Source organism: Streptomyces sp. MNU89 (assembly GCF_020982505.1).
Classification (GTDB): Bacteria; Actinomycetota; Actinomycetes; order Streptomycetales; family Streptomycetaceae; genus Streptomyces; species Streptomyces xinghaiensis.
Map to the genome: position 1 here is coordinate 4601123 of NZ_JAJKLL010000001.1, position 14726 is coordinate 4615848.

General features: G+C 73.1%; 10 protein-coding genes and 2 pseudogenes. 9 read left to right on the plus strand and 3 right to left on the minus strand.

The window, feature by feature from the left end; translation table 11 throughout:
* Positions 1-34 precede the first annotated feature (34 nt).
* On the minus strand, positions 35-499 hold the full coding sequence (locus E4N63_RS19790) for a metallopeptidase family protein (RefSeq protein ID WP_095757259.1): 465 nt from the start codon (positions 497-499) through the stop codon (positions 35-37).
* A gap of 270 nt (positions 500-769) precedes the next feature.
* Here E4N63_RS19790 and E4N63_RS19795 point away from each other — a divergent pair, with 270 nt between their 5' ends.
* From E4N63_RS19795 to E4N63_RS19820, 6 genes are all read left to right on the plus strand, one after another.
* Positions 770-1210: a DUF3499 domain-containing protein gene (locus E4N63_RS19795; protein WP_230241328.1), complete on the plus strand. Its 441-nt coding sequence runs from the start codon at positions 770-772 to the stop codon at positions 1208-1210.
* 144 nt (positions 1211-1354) lie between these two features.
* Positions 1355-2713 (plus strand): phosphomannomutase/phosphoglucomutase, encoded by a 1359-nt coding sequence (locus E4N63_RS19800; protein ID WP_230241329.1) that lies wholly within the window; start codon positions 1355-1357, stop codon positions 2711-2713.
* 167 nt (positions 2714-2880) lie between these two features.
* Positions 2881-3123 carry a Trm112 family protein gene (locus E4N63_RS19805; protein WP_230241330.1) on the plus strand — a complete coding sequence of 81 codons (243 nt, stop codon included), beginning with the start codon at positions 2881-2883 and terminating at the stop codon, positions 3121-3123.
* 461 nt (positions 3124-3584) lie between these two features.
* Positions 3585-4772 (plus strand): SIS domain-containing protein, encoded by a 1188-nt coding sequence (locus tag E4N63_RS19810; protein ID WP_125624130.1) that lies wholly within the window; start codon positions 3585-3587, stop codon positions 4770-4772.
* Between the two features lie 150 nt (positions 4773-4922).
* On the plus strand, positions 4923-6119 hold the full coding sequence (gene manA / locus E4N63_RS19815; protein ID WP_230241331.1) for a mannose-6-phosphate isomerase, class I: 1197 nt from the start codon (positions 4923-4925) through the stop codon (positions 6117-6119).
* Between the two features lie 87 nt (positions 6120-6206).
* Positions 6207-7130 carry a cation diffusion facilitator family transporter gene (locus E4N63_RS19820; RefSeq protein WP_125624128.1) on the plus strand — a complete coding sequence of 308 codons (924 nt, stop codon included), beginning with the start codon at positions 6207-6209 and terminating at the stop codon, positions 7128-7130.
* A gap of 170 nt (positions 7131-7300) precedes the next feature.
* Here E4N63_RS19820 and E4N63_RS19825 read toward each other — a convergent pair whose 3' ends face one another.
* Positions 7301-9490, minus strand: coding sequence for a fructose-specific PTS transporter subunit EIIC (locus E4N63_RS19825; RefSeq protein ID WP_308188721.1), 2190 nt, complete (start codon positions 9488-9490; stop codon positions 7301-7303).
* A gap of 346 nt (positions 9491-9836) precedes the next feature.
* Here E4N63_RS19825 and ahcY point away from each other — a divergent pair, with 346 nt between their 5' ends.
* Both ahcY and E4N63_RS19835 read left to right on the plus strand, forming a co-directional pair.
* A complete protein-coding gene (gene ahcY / locus E4N63_RS19830) occupies positions 9837-11294 on the plus strand; it encodes an adenosylhomocysteinase (protein ID WP_019711661.1) in 1458 nt (485 codons plus the stop codon).
* A 72-nt stretch (positions 11295-11366) separates the two neighbouring features.
* Positions 11367-11972: pseudogene (locus E4N63_RS19835) on the plus strand (hypothetical protein); the annotation flags it as partial.
* Between the two features lie 93 nt (positions 11973-12065).
* On the opposite strand, the pseudogene E4N63_RS19840 reads toward E4N63_RS19835, so the two are convergent.
* A pseudogene (locus tag E4N63_RS19840) lies at positions 12066-13076 on the minus strand (RDD family protein).
* Positions 13077-13206: 130 nt separating this feature from the next.
* Between E4N63_RS19840 and E4N63_RS19845 the strand changes: the two are divergent.
* On the plus strand, positions 13207-14214 hold the full coding sequence (locus E4N63_RS19845; protein ID WP_125627075.1) for a stage II sporulation protein M: 1008 nt from the start codon (positions 13207-13209) through the stop codon (positions 14212-14214).
* The last annotated feature ends 512 nt before the right edge of the window (positions 14215-14726 follow it).

A 14726-nucleotide genomic window follows, 5' to 3' on the forward strand; every position in this document is an offset into this window, starting at 1 on the left:
GGGCGCACCGGGCGCGTCCGGCTCCGGCCCGGTCTCAGTCCTGCCCGTACCGCGGGTCCACCGACTCCGGTGCCAGCCCCAGCAGTTCGGCCACCTGCTCGACCACGATCTCGTGCACCAGCAGGGCCCGCTCGTCACGATTCTTCGTACGGATCTCCACCGGGCGCCGGTAGACGACGATCCTGGCCGGCCCGTCCCCCCGGGCGGAGGTCACCCGGCCCAGCGGCACCGTCCCCTCGTCCTCCCAGCCCTCGGCGCGGTCCTCGCCGCCGTCGCCGAAGGACGGGACGTCCAGAACGGCGAACTCCACCTCGGAGAGCTGCGGCCAGTGCCGTTCGAGCCGCTCCACCGAGTCGTGCACCAGATCGGTGAAGGCCGCGGCGCGGCTCAGGGCGAGCGGCACCTGCGGCGGCGCGATCGGTCCGCGCATACCGCGTCCGTGGCGGTCCCGGCGCCGCGGACGGGGCTCGGAGGGGCGGGGTGGTACGGAGCTGCTCATCACCTCCGAGAGTAGCCGCCGCCCGGCCGCCCCGAGAGATGGACGAGCGGGGCCCGCTCGGATCGCGAACCGGCATGACCCGGATCATCCGGACAGCGGCTCCGCCCTCCGTGGTGAAACGATGTGGTGAAACGATTCCGGGCGAAGTGCCGTCAAGCGGGACGAGCCGCTGTGCCACCCCGCTCGGAAGGTCCCGCTCCGTCGGGTGCCCGCCGCAGGTCAGACCTCGGGCTCGCAGGTCAACACCCTTGTCCCCAGGGGCGCGACACGGTGGGTGGGCTCCGGGAGAGTCGTCGCGGCCCGCTCAAGAGTGCGGTACCGTCCAACCTCGTGAGCCCTGTACGCCGATGTTCGCGCACCGCGTGCGGTCGTCCCGCCGTCGCGACGCTGACGTACGTCTACGCGGACTCGACCGCCGTTCTCGGGCCACTCGCCACCTACGCCGAGCCGCACTGCTACGACCTCTGCGCCGAGCACTCCGAGCGGCTCACCGCGCCGCGCGGCTGGGAGGTCGTCCGGCTCGCCGTCGACACCGGCCCGGCCCGGCCCAGCAGCGACGATCTCGAAGCCCTCGCCAACGCCGTCCGTGAAGCCGCCCGCCCGCAGGAGCGCGCGGCCGGGGCGCAGGGCGGACCCGGCGGCCGCGAGGCCGACCCGAGAGAGGTCGCCCGCCGCGGGCACCTGCGGGTCCTGCGCTCGCCCGAGCCCTGAGCCGGATCCGCCGCCGCCCGGTGCGCCGCCCCGCCCGGGGCCCGTTTCCGCACGCTACCCGTCCGGACCTCGGACCCCCTGCTGCCTCCGGCACCGATCCGGGTAGGTTTGTCGTTCCGATAGGACTCCCGGAAGGGGTGGGCAGTGCCCGACTTGTCGCAGATCGTGAAGGCGTACGACGTGCGCGGTGTGGTCCCGGACCAGTGGGACGAACCGCTCGCGGAGCTCTTCGGCGCGGCCTTCACCCGGGTGACCGGGGCGGAGGCCATTGTCGTCGGACATGACATGCGGCCCTCGTCCCCCGGCCTCTCCCGGGCGTTCGGCCGCGGAGCCGCCGCCCTCGGCGCGGACGTCACCGAGATCGGCCTGTGCTCGACCGACCAGCTGTACTTCGCCAGCGGCCAACTCAACCTGCCCGGCGCGATGTTCACCGCCAGCCACAACCCGGCCCAGTACAACGGCATCAAGATGTGCCGGGCCGGCGCCACCCCCGTCGGCCAGGACACCGGCCTCGCGGAGATCCGCGCCCTCGTCGAGGAGTGGAGCGAGAGCGGCGCCCCCGCCCCCGCCGAGACCCCGGGCGCCATCACGCAGCGGGACGTCCTCGCCGACTACGCCGCCTGCCTGCGCGGCCTGGTCGACCTCACGGGCATCCGCCCGCTGAAGGTCGTCGTGGACGCCGGCAACGGCATGGGCGGCCACACCGTGCCCACCGTCCTCGACGGCCTGCCCGTCGAACTGGTCCCGATGTACTTCGAACTGGACGGCACCTTCCCCAACCACGAGGCCAACCCCCTCGCCCCGGAGAACATCGTCGATCTCCAGGCGAGGGTCCGGGAGCTCGGCGCCGACATCGGCCTGGCCTTCGACGGCGACGCCGACCGCTGCTTCGTGGTCGACGAGCGCGGCGAGCCCGTCTCGCCGTCCGCCGTCACGGCCCTCGTCGCCGCCCGCGAACTCGCCAAGCACGGCGGTGGAACCGTCATCCACAACTGCATCACCTCCTGGTCCGTCCCCGAGGTGGTCAAGGAGAACGGCGGCACGCCCGTGCGCACCCGCGTCGGGCACTCCTTCATCAAGGGGGAGATGGCCCGCACCGGCGCGATCTTCGGTGGCGAGCACTCCGCGCACTACTACTTCCGCGACTTCTGGAACGCGGACACCGGCATGCTCGCCGCGCTCCACGTCCTCGCCGCGCTCGGCGGCCAGCCCGGCACGCTGTCGGAGCTGGTGGCGCAGTACGACCGGTACGCCGCCTCCGGGGAGATCAACAGCCGCGTCGAGGACCAGGCCGGCCGCGCCGCCGCCGTCAGGGCCGCCTACGCCGGCCGGCCCGGCACCGAACTGGACGAACTCGACGGCCTGACGGTCACCACCGCCGACTGGTGGTTCAACCTGCGCGCCTCGAACACCGAGCCGCTGCTGCGCCTCAACGTCGAGGCGCGCGACCGGGCCACCGCCGACAAGATCCGCGACGAGGTCCTGGCCATCGTCCGCGCCTGAGCGGCCCCTCGCCGGCCGGTCCTCTCCGGCCCGGCGGCCCGGCGGCCGCCCACGGACCCGGCCGGGCCGCACGCCTCGCGGTGTGCGGCCCGGCGGTACGCTGACGAGGCCGAACGCCCTCTCCCACCGCCCCGCCGGACGGGAGAGCCCACCGAAAGGGACGTGCCATGCCGCTCGAAGCCGGTCTTCTCGCCATCCTCGCCTGCCCGGCCTGCCACGCCCCGCTCCGCGAGGAGTCCGGCGGCGCGAGCACCGGCCCGTCCGGCGAGACGTCCGGCGAGACGCCCGGCGAGACGTCCGGCGGCGAGCCCGGCACCACCGAACTGGTCTGCACCGGCTGCGGGCTGGCCTACCCGGTCCGGGACGGCATCCCCGTGCTCCTCGTCGACGAGGCCCGCCGCCCCGCCTGAGGGTCGTCCCGTAATCCCCGGCGGGCGCCCGACGCCGGCTACGGCACTCCCCCCGCCTCCGGCCGGGGGCGCCCCCACGCCGCGTTGTCGGAACGTCCGCACACTCCAGTACGCGGACGCCCCTCCGCCTTGCGATGCACCGCATCCGACGCCGCGCGCTGCCCCACCGCGGATTACGGGACAACCCTTGGGTTCCGTCCGGCCGTGCGTGCCGGCAGGACGCGGTGTCCGGTGCCGTGCATCGCAAGGCGGTGGGGTCGGTGGGGGCGCCCGCCCACGGGACGTGCGGGGCGTGCCCGGCAACGCGGCGAGACGCGGTGCCGGGGCCCCGCGGACCCGGCGGGATCGGCCGGACAGGCTCTAGGCTCGGACCCGCCGGTCCGGACGGACCGGCCGGACCGGGCCGGCGTACTCCCCCGAGCACGGCAGGCCCGCCGCACGGCGATCGGAGGCTCCACCAGATGCTCGACGAGTCGCTTCTCGACGCACCCGAGGCACTCGCCCGCGCCGACACCCGGGGCCTGCTGCGCGGCGCCGCCGGTTCCGGCGCCCGGGTCCGCACCGCCGCCCGGGGCGCCCTGGAGGCCGGACTGGCCGACCTCAAGCCCGACGGGCGGCCGCGTAGCCTGCTGATCGCCGGTTCCGGACCGGCCACCGCCTGCGTCGCCGACCTGCTGGCCGCGCTCAGCGGCGGCAACACCCTCGTCCACCCGATCCACCCGGCCGGCGCCCTGGCCGCCCCCGGCGCGCTGCGCTGGACCCTCCCCGGCTGGGCCGGTCCGCTGGACCTGCTGATCGTCCTCACGACCGACGGCAGCGAACCGGGCCTGTCCGCCCTGGTCGAACAGGCGTACCGGCGCGGCTGCTCCGTCGTCTCGGTCTGCCCGGCCGACGCCCCCCTCACCGGCGACGTCGGCGGACGGCACGGCCTGGCGGTGCCGCTCACCGCGCCGGTGAACGAGACCCCGCTGCCCGGGGACGCGGACGACAGCAGCGCATGGCCCGCCCGCCGGGCACCGGCCGGCGACGTATCCGGGGAGCGGCCCGGGACGGTGTGGGCCCTCCTGGTCCCGCTGCTCGTCCTGCTCGACCGGACCGGCTTCCACCCGGCGCCCCCGGCCACCGTCCAGCTCGTCGCCGACCGGCTCGACCGGACCGCCGAACGCTGCGGCCCCGCCGTCGCCACGTACAGCAACCCGGCCAAGACCCTCGCCGCCGAGCTGGCCGAATCCCTGCCGCTGCTGTGGAGCGACGGACCCGTGGCCGGTGCGGCCGGCCGACACTTCGCCCGCTCGCTCGCGGCCGTCGCGGGGCGTCCCGCGCTCGCCGCCGCCCTGCCCGAGGCCCTCACCGAGCACGCCGCGCTGCTCTCCGGCGCCTTCGCCGCGGGCGCCGACCCGGACGACTTCTTCCGGGACCGCGTGGAGGACCCCGCCGCTCTCCACGCGCGCGTGGTGCTCCTCCGCGAACAGGGCCTGACGGCCGGCTCGCCGACCCCCGCGGCCCGCGAGTTCGCCCTGGCCCACGAGAGCCCCGTCAGCGAACTCGAACCCTCCGAGGGCAGCGCGCTGGAGGCGGCGGCGGAGCTCCTTGCCATCACGGATTTCGCCTCCGTTTACCTGGTGCTCGCCTCCGGGGACCGATCATGAGAGGCCGGGAGCACGCGGAAGACCCCGCGCGCTCCCGGCGCCCCCGAGACCCGTCGCCGGACCCCGCCGGCCCGCACACGCCCCGGCGCCGCCGCGGGCCGGCCGGCCCGTACGCGACCCCCGTACGCATCCCGCAGAAAGCACCGAGCCATGGACCGCCTCGTCAACACCGTGCGCCCCTACGCCTGGGGCTCCACCACCGCCATCCCGGAACTGCTCGGCACCGAACCGACCGGTGAGCCGCAGGCCGAACTCTGGATGGGCGCCCACCCCGGAGCCCCGTCCCGGCTGGACCGCGGCGCCGGCCCCGTACCGCTCTCCGAGGTGATCGACGCCGACCCGGCCGGCGAGCTGGGCGAACAGGTGGCCGAACGCTTCGGCCCGCGCCTGCCGTTCCTGCTCAAGCTGCTCGCGGCGGCCTCACCGCTCTCCCTCCAGGTACACCCCGACCGCGCACAGGCGGCGGCGGGCTTCGCCGGCGAGGAGAGCCGCGGCGTCCCGGTGGACGCCCCGCACCGCAACTACAAGGACGCCAACCACAAGCCCGAACTGATCTGCGCCCTCTCGCCGTTCGAGGGCCTGTGCGGCTTCCGCCCGGCCGCCGCGACCGCCGCGCTGCTCGACGGCCTCGGCGTGGACTCTCTCAAGCCCTACGGGGACATCCTGCGCGCCGAGCCGGAGAGCGGCGCCCTCCGCGAGGTCCTCACCGCCGTCCTCACCGCGGACCGCGAGGAGATGGCCGAGACCGTCCGCCAGGCCGGGAGGGCCGCCGAACGGCTCGCCCAGAGCCCCGGCCCGCACCGCGAGACCTACGCCGCCCACGCCTCCATCGCCCGGCACTACCCCGGCGACCCCGGCGTCATCGCCGCCATGCTGCTCAACCACGTGCGGCTCCAGCCCGGTGAGGCGCTCCACCTCGGCGCCGGGGTGCCGCACGCCTACCTCCAGGGGTTCGGCGTGGAGGTGATGGCCAACTCCGACAACGTCCTGCGCTGCGGTCTCACCCCCAAACACATCGACGTGCCGGAACTCCTCCGCGTCACCCGCTTCGAGGCCACCGCCCCCGGCATCCTCCGCCCCGAGGCGGTGAACGGCGAGGAGACCTACGAGACCCCGGCCGAGGAGTTCCGGCTCTCCCGCTTCGCCCGCGCCGAGGGCGAGGCGCCCCGTCAACTCCCCTCCGGCAGGCCGCAGATCCTCCTCTGCACGGCCGGTTCGGTGCTGCTCACCGCGGACGACGGCCGCCGCCTGGAGCTCCGGCCCGGCGACTCCGCGTACGCGGCGGCGAGTGAATCCGCCGAACTCTCCGGCGCCGGAACGGTCTTCCGGGCGACCGTGGCGCCCTGACGCCGCCGGGGCTCTCCGGGACTGCAACAATGTGCGGCCGTACCGCGGCGCCCGTGCCGCGCCACGACGGAAGGACACACAGCACCCATGAGTGCGTCAGGCGGAACCAAGGCGATCGTGGCCGCGCTGGCCGCGAATCTGGCCATCGCGGTGGCCAAGTTCGTGGCCTTCATCTTCAGCGGTTCCTCGTCGATGCTCGCGGAGAGCGTGCACTCGCTGGCCGACTCCGGCAACCAGGGACTCCTGCTGGTCGGCGGGAAGAGGGCCCAGCGCGAGGCGACCCCGCAGCACCCCTTCGGCTACGGCCGCGAGCGGTACATCTACGCCTTCCTCGTCTCCATTGTGCTCTTCACGGTCGGCGGCATGTTCGCGCTGTACGAGGGCTACGAGAAGATCAAACACCCGCACGAGCTGGACCACTGGTACTGGCCCGTCGGCGTCCTGGTCTTCGCGATCATCGCCGAGGTGTTCTCCTTCCGGACCGCCATCAAGGAGTCCAACGCGATCCGGGGTGAGCAGTCCTGGATCCAGTTCGTCCGCCACGCCAAGGCCCCCGAGCTGCCGGTCGTGCTGCTGGAGGACCTGGGTGCGCTCGTCGGCCTGATACTCGCCCTGGGCGGTGTCGGCATGGCCCTCGCCACCGGCGAGGGCGTCTGGGACGGCATCGGCACCCTCTGCATCGGCGTGCTGCTGATCCTGATCGCCATCGTGCTGGCGGTGGAGACCAAGTCCCTGCTGCTCGGCGAGGCCGCGGGCACGGACGCGGTCGAGAGGATCAGCAAGGCCTTGGTCGACGGTGAGACCGTCACCGGCGTCATCCACATGCGCACCCTGCACCTGGGCCCGGACGAGCTGCTGGTCGCCGCCAAGGTCGCGGTCGGGCGGAACGACACCGCCCAGGAGATCGCCGCGGCCATCGACGCCGCGGAGGCGCGCGTCCGCGAGGCCGTGCCCATCGCCCGCGTGATCTACCTGGAGCCGGACATCTACCGGGCCCCGGCCGTCAAGTAGCCCGGGCGGGCACGCCGGTACGGCACCACGCCGGTACGGCACACCACGGCGACGGCCCCGCGGACCATCCGCGGGGCCGTCGCCGTCCCCCTCCCCCCGCGCTCTCTTTTCTCCTCACCCTTCGCCCCGGCGCCCCGGCCGCCGCCGGACGCGTGCGGAAGGGCCGCCGGTCAGCCGACCTCGGCCAGCACCCGCAGGATCTCCCCGGGACCGGACGCCTCCAGCAGCCGCTCCCGGAACCCCGGATCCATCAACTTGCGGGACAGCAGGGCGAGGATCCGCAGATGCTCGTCCCCGGCCGCCGCCTCCGGTACGGCGATCATGAAGATCAGCCGGGCTCCGGTGCCGTCCGGCGCCCCCCAGTCGACACCGTCCGCCGACCGCGTGAAACCCACCACCGGTGCGGTCACCGCGTCCGTTTTGGCGTGCGGGACGGCTATCCCCTCGCCGAGCCCGGTGCCGCCCTGCGCCTCGCGGGCCAGCACGGCCGCGGTCAGCGCCTCCTCGTCGGTCACCCGGCCGGACGCCGCCAGCAGCCCGGTCAGCTCCCGGATCGCCGCCTCCTTGCCGTCGGCGGTGATCCACTCGCGTACGGTCCGGGCGTCGAGATGGCCGGACAGCACCCGGCGGCCACCGGGGGAGGCGGCCCCCTCACCGGGCCCGGAGGACTCCCCGGGCGCCCCGGCCCCGGCGCCCGGCTCGGTGGACCCGGCCGGCTCCGCGCTCCCCGTCTGACGCGGGACCGCGGCCTCCCGGGGAGCACCGCCGGTCCGGGCCGGCTCCCTAGCCCCCGCCTCACGACGGGACGGTGCTCCGGCACTCGCTCCCGCATTCGCCCCCGCGGTCGTCCCGGCAGCGCCGCCCGCACCGGCCGCCGCGAGCACCCGGCCCGGGACCGCCCCGCCACGGCCTCCCACCGACATCAGGCCGACGGTGACCGCCGCCGTCACCACGGTGCCGAGCAGGATCGCGAGGAAGAACATCCCCACACCGCCCACGGCACCCAGCACCGCCACGATCGGGCCGCCGTGCGGCACGCTGTCCGTCACCGCCGCGAGCCCGGCGACGGCGCCGGCCACGGCCCCGCCGGCCATGTTCGCGGGGATCACCCGGCCCGGGCGGGCCGCCGCGAAGGGGATGGCACCCTCGGTGATCCCGAAGAAGCCCATGAACAGGGCCGCGAGGCCGGTTTCCCGCTCCTGCTCGTCGTAGAACCGGCGCCGGACGAGAGTGGCCAGGCCCTGGCCCAGCGGCGGCACCGGAATGGCCGCCGCGCACATCCCCATGATCTCCGGGTTCTTCGACACCAGCCCGGCCCCGAACAGGAACGCGGTCTTGTTGACCGGGCCGCCCATGTCGAAAGCGATCATCAGTCCGAGAAGGATGCCCAGCAGCGCGGCGCTGCTCCCGGTGAGACCGCTCAGCCAGCCGGTCAGATGCTCGAACACCCAGGAGATCGGCCGGCCGATCACATGGATGAAGAAAAGCCCCAGCACCGTGGTGGCGACCACCGGGATGACGATGATCGGCATGATGGGCCGGGCGAACTTCGGCACCGGAAGCTTCTTGATCCACCGCACCAGGTACCCGGCGAGGAAGCCGGTGACGATCGCCCCGATGAAACCGGCCCCGGACTCGGAGTCGTACAACGCGCCGGTGTTCGCGATCCAGCCGCCGATCATGCCCGGCACGAGCGCCGGCCGGTCGCCGATGGCATAGGCGATGTAGCCGGAGAGGATCGGGATCATCAGCGTGAACCCGATCACGCCGATGTCGTTGACCGGCTTCCAGAACGAGTCGTCCGGGATGACCAGACCGCCGTCGGCCTGCGGCGAGCCGCCGAGCGCCAGCGAGAGCGCGATCAGCAGACCGCCCACCACGACAAACGGGATCATGTACGAGACGCCGTTCATCAGCGCCTTGTAGCTGACCCCGCGATCCCTGCCGCCCGCGCCGCCCGCGATCGCTCCGGCGTCCTCCGGCCCGCCGCCGTCGCCGCCGGGCACCACCGGGGCGGTCCGCACCCGTTCGATCAGCTCCTCCGGATGGCGAATCCCCTCCGCGACGCCGACGACCAGCACCCGCTTGCCCGCGAAGCGGCTGCGGTCGACCTCCTTGTCGGCGGCCACGATGATGCCGTCGGCCTCTCTCAGGTCGTCGTCGGTGAGGACGTTCTCGGCCCCGATCGAGCCCTGGGTCTCCACCTTCATGCTGTGGCCGAGCGCCTCGGCGGCCCGGCTGAGCTTCTCGGCCGCCATATAGGTGTGGGCTATACCGGCGGGACAGGCGGTCACCGCGAGCAGCTTCAACCGCCGGTCCTCCGTTCGCTTCTCGGTGGGGGGAACAGCCGGACTGGACACTGGATCTCCTTACCGCCGTGCGGGCACGCGCCGTGCGGGGCGCGTCCTCCGGGCCTCCTGCCCGCGGCGGACGGACCTGAAATGCGCCGGGGCGGAGCCATACCGGCCCGGCCGCCGGGCAGGCGACTCCAGGGCCGGTCGAGGTTGCGCACTACGGTCGCTGCTCCAATCGGTGTAGATTCGTGACCGGACAGACGTCGCTGCTGATGGCGGTCGGTCGGGCCCTCCGGGAGCCGGCCGAGGGAGAGAGGGCCTCCGACGGACTGCGCCGCGACCGTGGGAGTCGTATGCCCTGTCGCGGATCAGCCCCATCCATCGCACTCGATTCACCGAGGAGCAGCTCGTAATGACGACAGCCGCCAACGGCCGGGACTTCAAGGTCGCCGACCTGTCCCTGGCCGCCTTCGGCCGCAAGGAGATCGCCCTCGCCGAGCACGAGATGCCCGGCCTGATGGCGATCCGTGAGGAGTACGCGGCTTCGCAGCCGCTGGCGGGAGCCAGGATCACCGGCTCCCTGCACATGACGGTGCAGACCGCCGTGCTCATCGAGACCCTGGTCGCGCTGGGCGCCGAGGTCCGCTGGGCCTCCTGCAACATCTTCTCCACCCAGGACCACGCCGCGGCCGCGGTCGCCGTCGGTCCCGAGGGCACCCCCGAGGAGCCGAAGGGCATCCCGGTCTTCGCCTGGAAGGGCGAAACGCTGGAGGAGTACTGGTGGTGCACGGAACAGGCGCTGACCTGGCCGGGCACGGTCACCGGCGGCCCGAACATGATTCTGGACGACGGTGGTGACGCCACCCTCCTCGTCCACCAGGGCGTCGAGTTCGAGAAGGCCGGCGAGGCCCCGGACCCGTCGACGGCCGACAGCGAGGAGTACGGTCACGTCCTCACGCTGCTCAACCGCACGCTGGCGGAGAACCCGCAGAAGTGGACCCAGCTCGCCTCGGAGATCCGCGGCGTGACCGAGGAGACCACCACCGGCGTCCACCGCCTGTACGAGATGCAGCAGGCCGGAACGCTGCTCTTCCCGGCGATCAACGTCAATGACGCCGTGACCAAGTCGAAGTTCGACAACAAGTACGGCTGCCGCCACTCGCTGATCGACGGCATCAACCGCGCCACCGATGTGCTGATCGGCGGCAAGACCGCCGTGGTCTGCGGCTACGGCGACGTGGGCAAGGGCTGCGCGGAGTCGCTCCGCGGCCAGGGCGCCCGGGTGATCGTCACCGAGATCGACCCGATCTGCGCGCTCCAGGCCGCCATGGACGGCTACCAGGTGGCCACGCTGGACGATGTCGTCGAGACCGCCGACATCTTCATCACCACCACCGGCAACAAGGACATCATCATGGCCTCCGACATGGCCAGGATGAAGCACCAGGCCATCGTGGGGAACATCGGCCACTTCGACAACGAGATCGACATGGCCGGCCTCGCCGCGATCCCCGGCATCGTCAAGGACGAGGTCAAGCCCCAGGTCCACACCTGGGCCTTCCCGGACGGCAAGAAGATCATCGTGCTGTCCGAGGGCCGGCTGCTGAACCTGGGCAACGCCACCGGCCACCCCTCGTTCGTGATGTCCAACTCCTTCGCGAACCAGACGATCGCGCAGATCGAGCTGTACACCAAGCCCCAGTCCTACCCGATCGGCGTCTACGTGCTCCCCAAGCACCTCGACGAGAAGGTCGCCCGGCTCCACCTGGAGGCGCTCGGCGCCAAGCTGACGACGCTCCGCCCCGAACAGGCGGCGTACATCGGCGTACCGGTGGAGGGCCCCTACAAGCCCGACCACTACCGTTACTGACAGCACCGGCACCCATCCGGCGAGACGGGCCCCCGCGCACCGTGCGGGGGCCCGCCCCGTCAAGGAAGCTCCATGCCCCGCGGCCGCTACTCCCTCCATGACCCCACGACCACACCCCCTCGGTGAGGAACACTTCCACTGCGCCCCCGGCCCCTCCGGCTGGCGCTACACGGCCCGGACCACCGGTCCCTCCGGCGAACCCTCCGGCTCGGTCGACCTGACCACCGACCACCTGGGCCGGCCCCTCCGGCTCGAACTCCACGCCGGGGACTGGCGTGTCCGCGGCGCCGCGCTCGACGGCGTCACCTGGGTCCGCACGGACCCCGAAGGCGCCCGGGCGGCGGAGGGCAACGTCCCCGCCCATGCCTTCACCGGCGCCTCCCCGGCCTTTCTCGTCGCCATGGCCCGGCTGTTGCGGCTCGCCCCCGGCGGGCCCGCCACCCGAATCCGCCTGGTCGCCCTGACCGCCCCGGTCCTGGCCCCGCGCACCCTCGACCAGTCCTGGACGCTGCTCAAGAGCGAAACACACCCCACCGACAACGGCCCGCTGACCGTGGACGCGTACCAGGTCACGGACCTGGACACGGGCGAAGGGCACCCCGTGCACCTCGCCGGCGACGTCGTCCTCGCGCCCCCGGCATCGAACTCGAAGACCTCGACACCCCGCCCTCGGCCTTCCCTGACCCCCTGCCACGACCCCGCCCCCTCAGGGCCGTACCGCGCCGAGCCCTCTGGCGGGCCACGGCGGAACGACCCGCACCCAGCGCGTTCCTACCCCGGCGGCACGAACCCCGTACGAGGACCGGAACCACCCCGGAGCCCCGCGACCAGCCGCGCCCTCATCGCCCGCGCTTTCACCCGCAACGCCGGCGACCCCGGCGATCCCGCGGGAGCCGGCGCCACCACCCCACCGGACCCGGCAGACCCGCCAGGCCCCGGCGTCGCACCGGACGGAGCCGCCCAGCCGGACATCCCCGGCCGGGGCCCCGCCGGGCCCTCCGGACCCGGGCTCCCCATGGCCCTGCGCCCCCGCGGCCACCGGCAGAACCCGCTGCGCGTCCCGCGTCTGCCGTTCGCTCACCACCCCCGCCAGATACATCGCGGGCGGCACGTCCGCCGGCACCGGTGCCCCCGTGGCCGCCGCGAGATCCGCCGCCAGCCGCTCCGCCAGCGGCCCGCCCACGTCCGGGTCGAGCTGGTCCATCCGGGTCAGGTACTGGCGTATCGCCAGCCACAGCGCGTCCGGCACCCGGGACAGGTCCAGCCCCGTGAAACGCCCGTGCAGCCAGGGCGGTGCCTGCGGAACAGCCCCCGTCCGCTGAGCCGGCACCCGTTCCCGTACGACGAGCGTGCCCGCGAAGACGTCACCGAGCCGCCGCCCCCGCGCCGACACCAGCGAGGCGATCACCGCGATCACCCCGAACGTCATGATGATCTCCACGGCCCCCACCGCCCCCGCACCAGCGCGTGCCGGAACCGGATCGGACCGCCGTCGTCCCGCACCACCCGCAGACCGCACACCAGCTTCCCCAGCGACCGGCCCCGGGTCAGCGTCTCCACGGCGATCGGCACCCCCACCAGGACCAGCATGAAGGCCGCCACCGACACCGCCGCCTGCGCCGCCTCGTCCAGTGAGGACACCGCGGCGGTCAGTGCCATGGTGACGGCCACATACAGGGCGAAGGCGGCCAGCAGATCGATGACGACGGCCAGGGTGCGACTGGGCAGCTTCGCGGGACGCAATCCGAGCACCACCGCCTCACCGGTGACGAGCTCACTCACGCGGGTGTCCTCCCTCAGGCCTCGAGCCGCCCGACCGCCCGGCTCTTTCCCACCAGTCTGCCGTCGCCGCTCGCCCGTCTGCCAAGCTGGGGAGCGGATACGGTCCCGAACATCCCCAGGAGCAGCGTCCATGGACCTCGATGTCTTCGTGACCGCCCACCGCGCGGAATGGGACCGGCTGGACGCCCTGCTGCGCCGGCGCGGCAAACTCACCGGCGCGGAGGCCGACGAGCTGGTGGCCCTCTACCAGCGGACCGCCACGCATCTCTCCCAGCTCCAGTCCAGCGCACCGGACCCGCAGCTCACCGGCCGTCTCACCCAGCTCACCGCCCGGGCCCGCAGCACCGTCGCCGGCACCCGGCGGGCGAACTGGCGCGACGCCGGCCGTTTCCTCGCGGCCGGCTTCCCCGCCGCGCTGTACCGCACACGTCACTGGTGGCTGACCACCGCCCTGGTCTCCGTCCTGGTCGCGGCGGCGATCGGCTGGTGGATCGGCACCCACCCGGAGGTGCAGGCCGCCATCGGGGCACCCGAGGAACTCCGCGAGATGACGCGCCCCGGCGGCCAGTACGAGTCGTACTACTCCACCCACGCCGCCACCTCGTTCGCCGCCCAGGTCTGGACGAACAACGCGCAGGTCGCCGCCATATCCCTGGTGCTGGGTGTCTTCCTGGGGCTGCCCGTTCTGTGGGTGCTCCTCCAGAACATGCTCAATCTCGGCATCGGTATCGGCCTGATGTCCGGGGCCGGCCGCCTCGACGTCTTCCTCGGCCTGATCCTGCCGCACGGCCTGCTGGAGCTGACCGCGGTCTTCGTCGCCGCGGGCACCGGTCTCCGCCTCGGCTGGACCGTCATCGACCCGGGTGACCGGGACCGGCGCACAGCGCTGGCCGAAGAGGGCCGCGCGGCGCTGGGCATGGCGATCGGCCTCGCCGTGGTCCTCTTCCTCTCGGGCGTCATCGAAGGCTTCGTGACCCCGTCGGGCCTCCCGACCTGGGCCCGCATCGGCATCGGAGTGGCCGCCGAACTGCTCTTCCTGGCCTATGTGTACGTGCTCGGAGGCAAGCACGCACGGGCGGGGGAGACCGGGGACGTGGCCGCCGCCGACCGCAGCCCCGGGCAACCCACCGCCGCCTGATGTGCGTCGGGCCCGGCCGAAGTGCTAACCTCCTCTTCGCCCAGGGCTCCCGTTTGACAGGGGGAACCTGGGGAGGTAGCTTTACAGGGTTGCCATGACGGCTTGGACAAGCCGGTCGGCAGTCGATAAGATCACCTCCGCTCCCGGTCGAAAGCAGATCTCGACGGAGCGCCCCGATATTCTCAGCGGAAACGCAAGCCGATTAGCTTCAGCCGAAACACGTCTGATAACGTCGGGTCAGCCGAAAGGCAAGGCCATTCCAACGGCCACTGGATACGGAATTCGGATCGGGAAATCGGTTCGGAAAGTGTCTGGTAGGGTTGGAAACACCGAAGGGAAGCGCCCGGAGGGCCCGGAGACGGGACCGAAGGAAGCGTCCGTTCCTTGAGAACTCAACAGCGTGCCAAAAGTCAACGCCAGATATGTTGATACCCCGTCCGGGCGGCAACTCTTTGTTTGCTGCCGGGATGAGGTTCCTTTGAAAAAGCCCTTCCGTGCCACCGTTTCGGTGG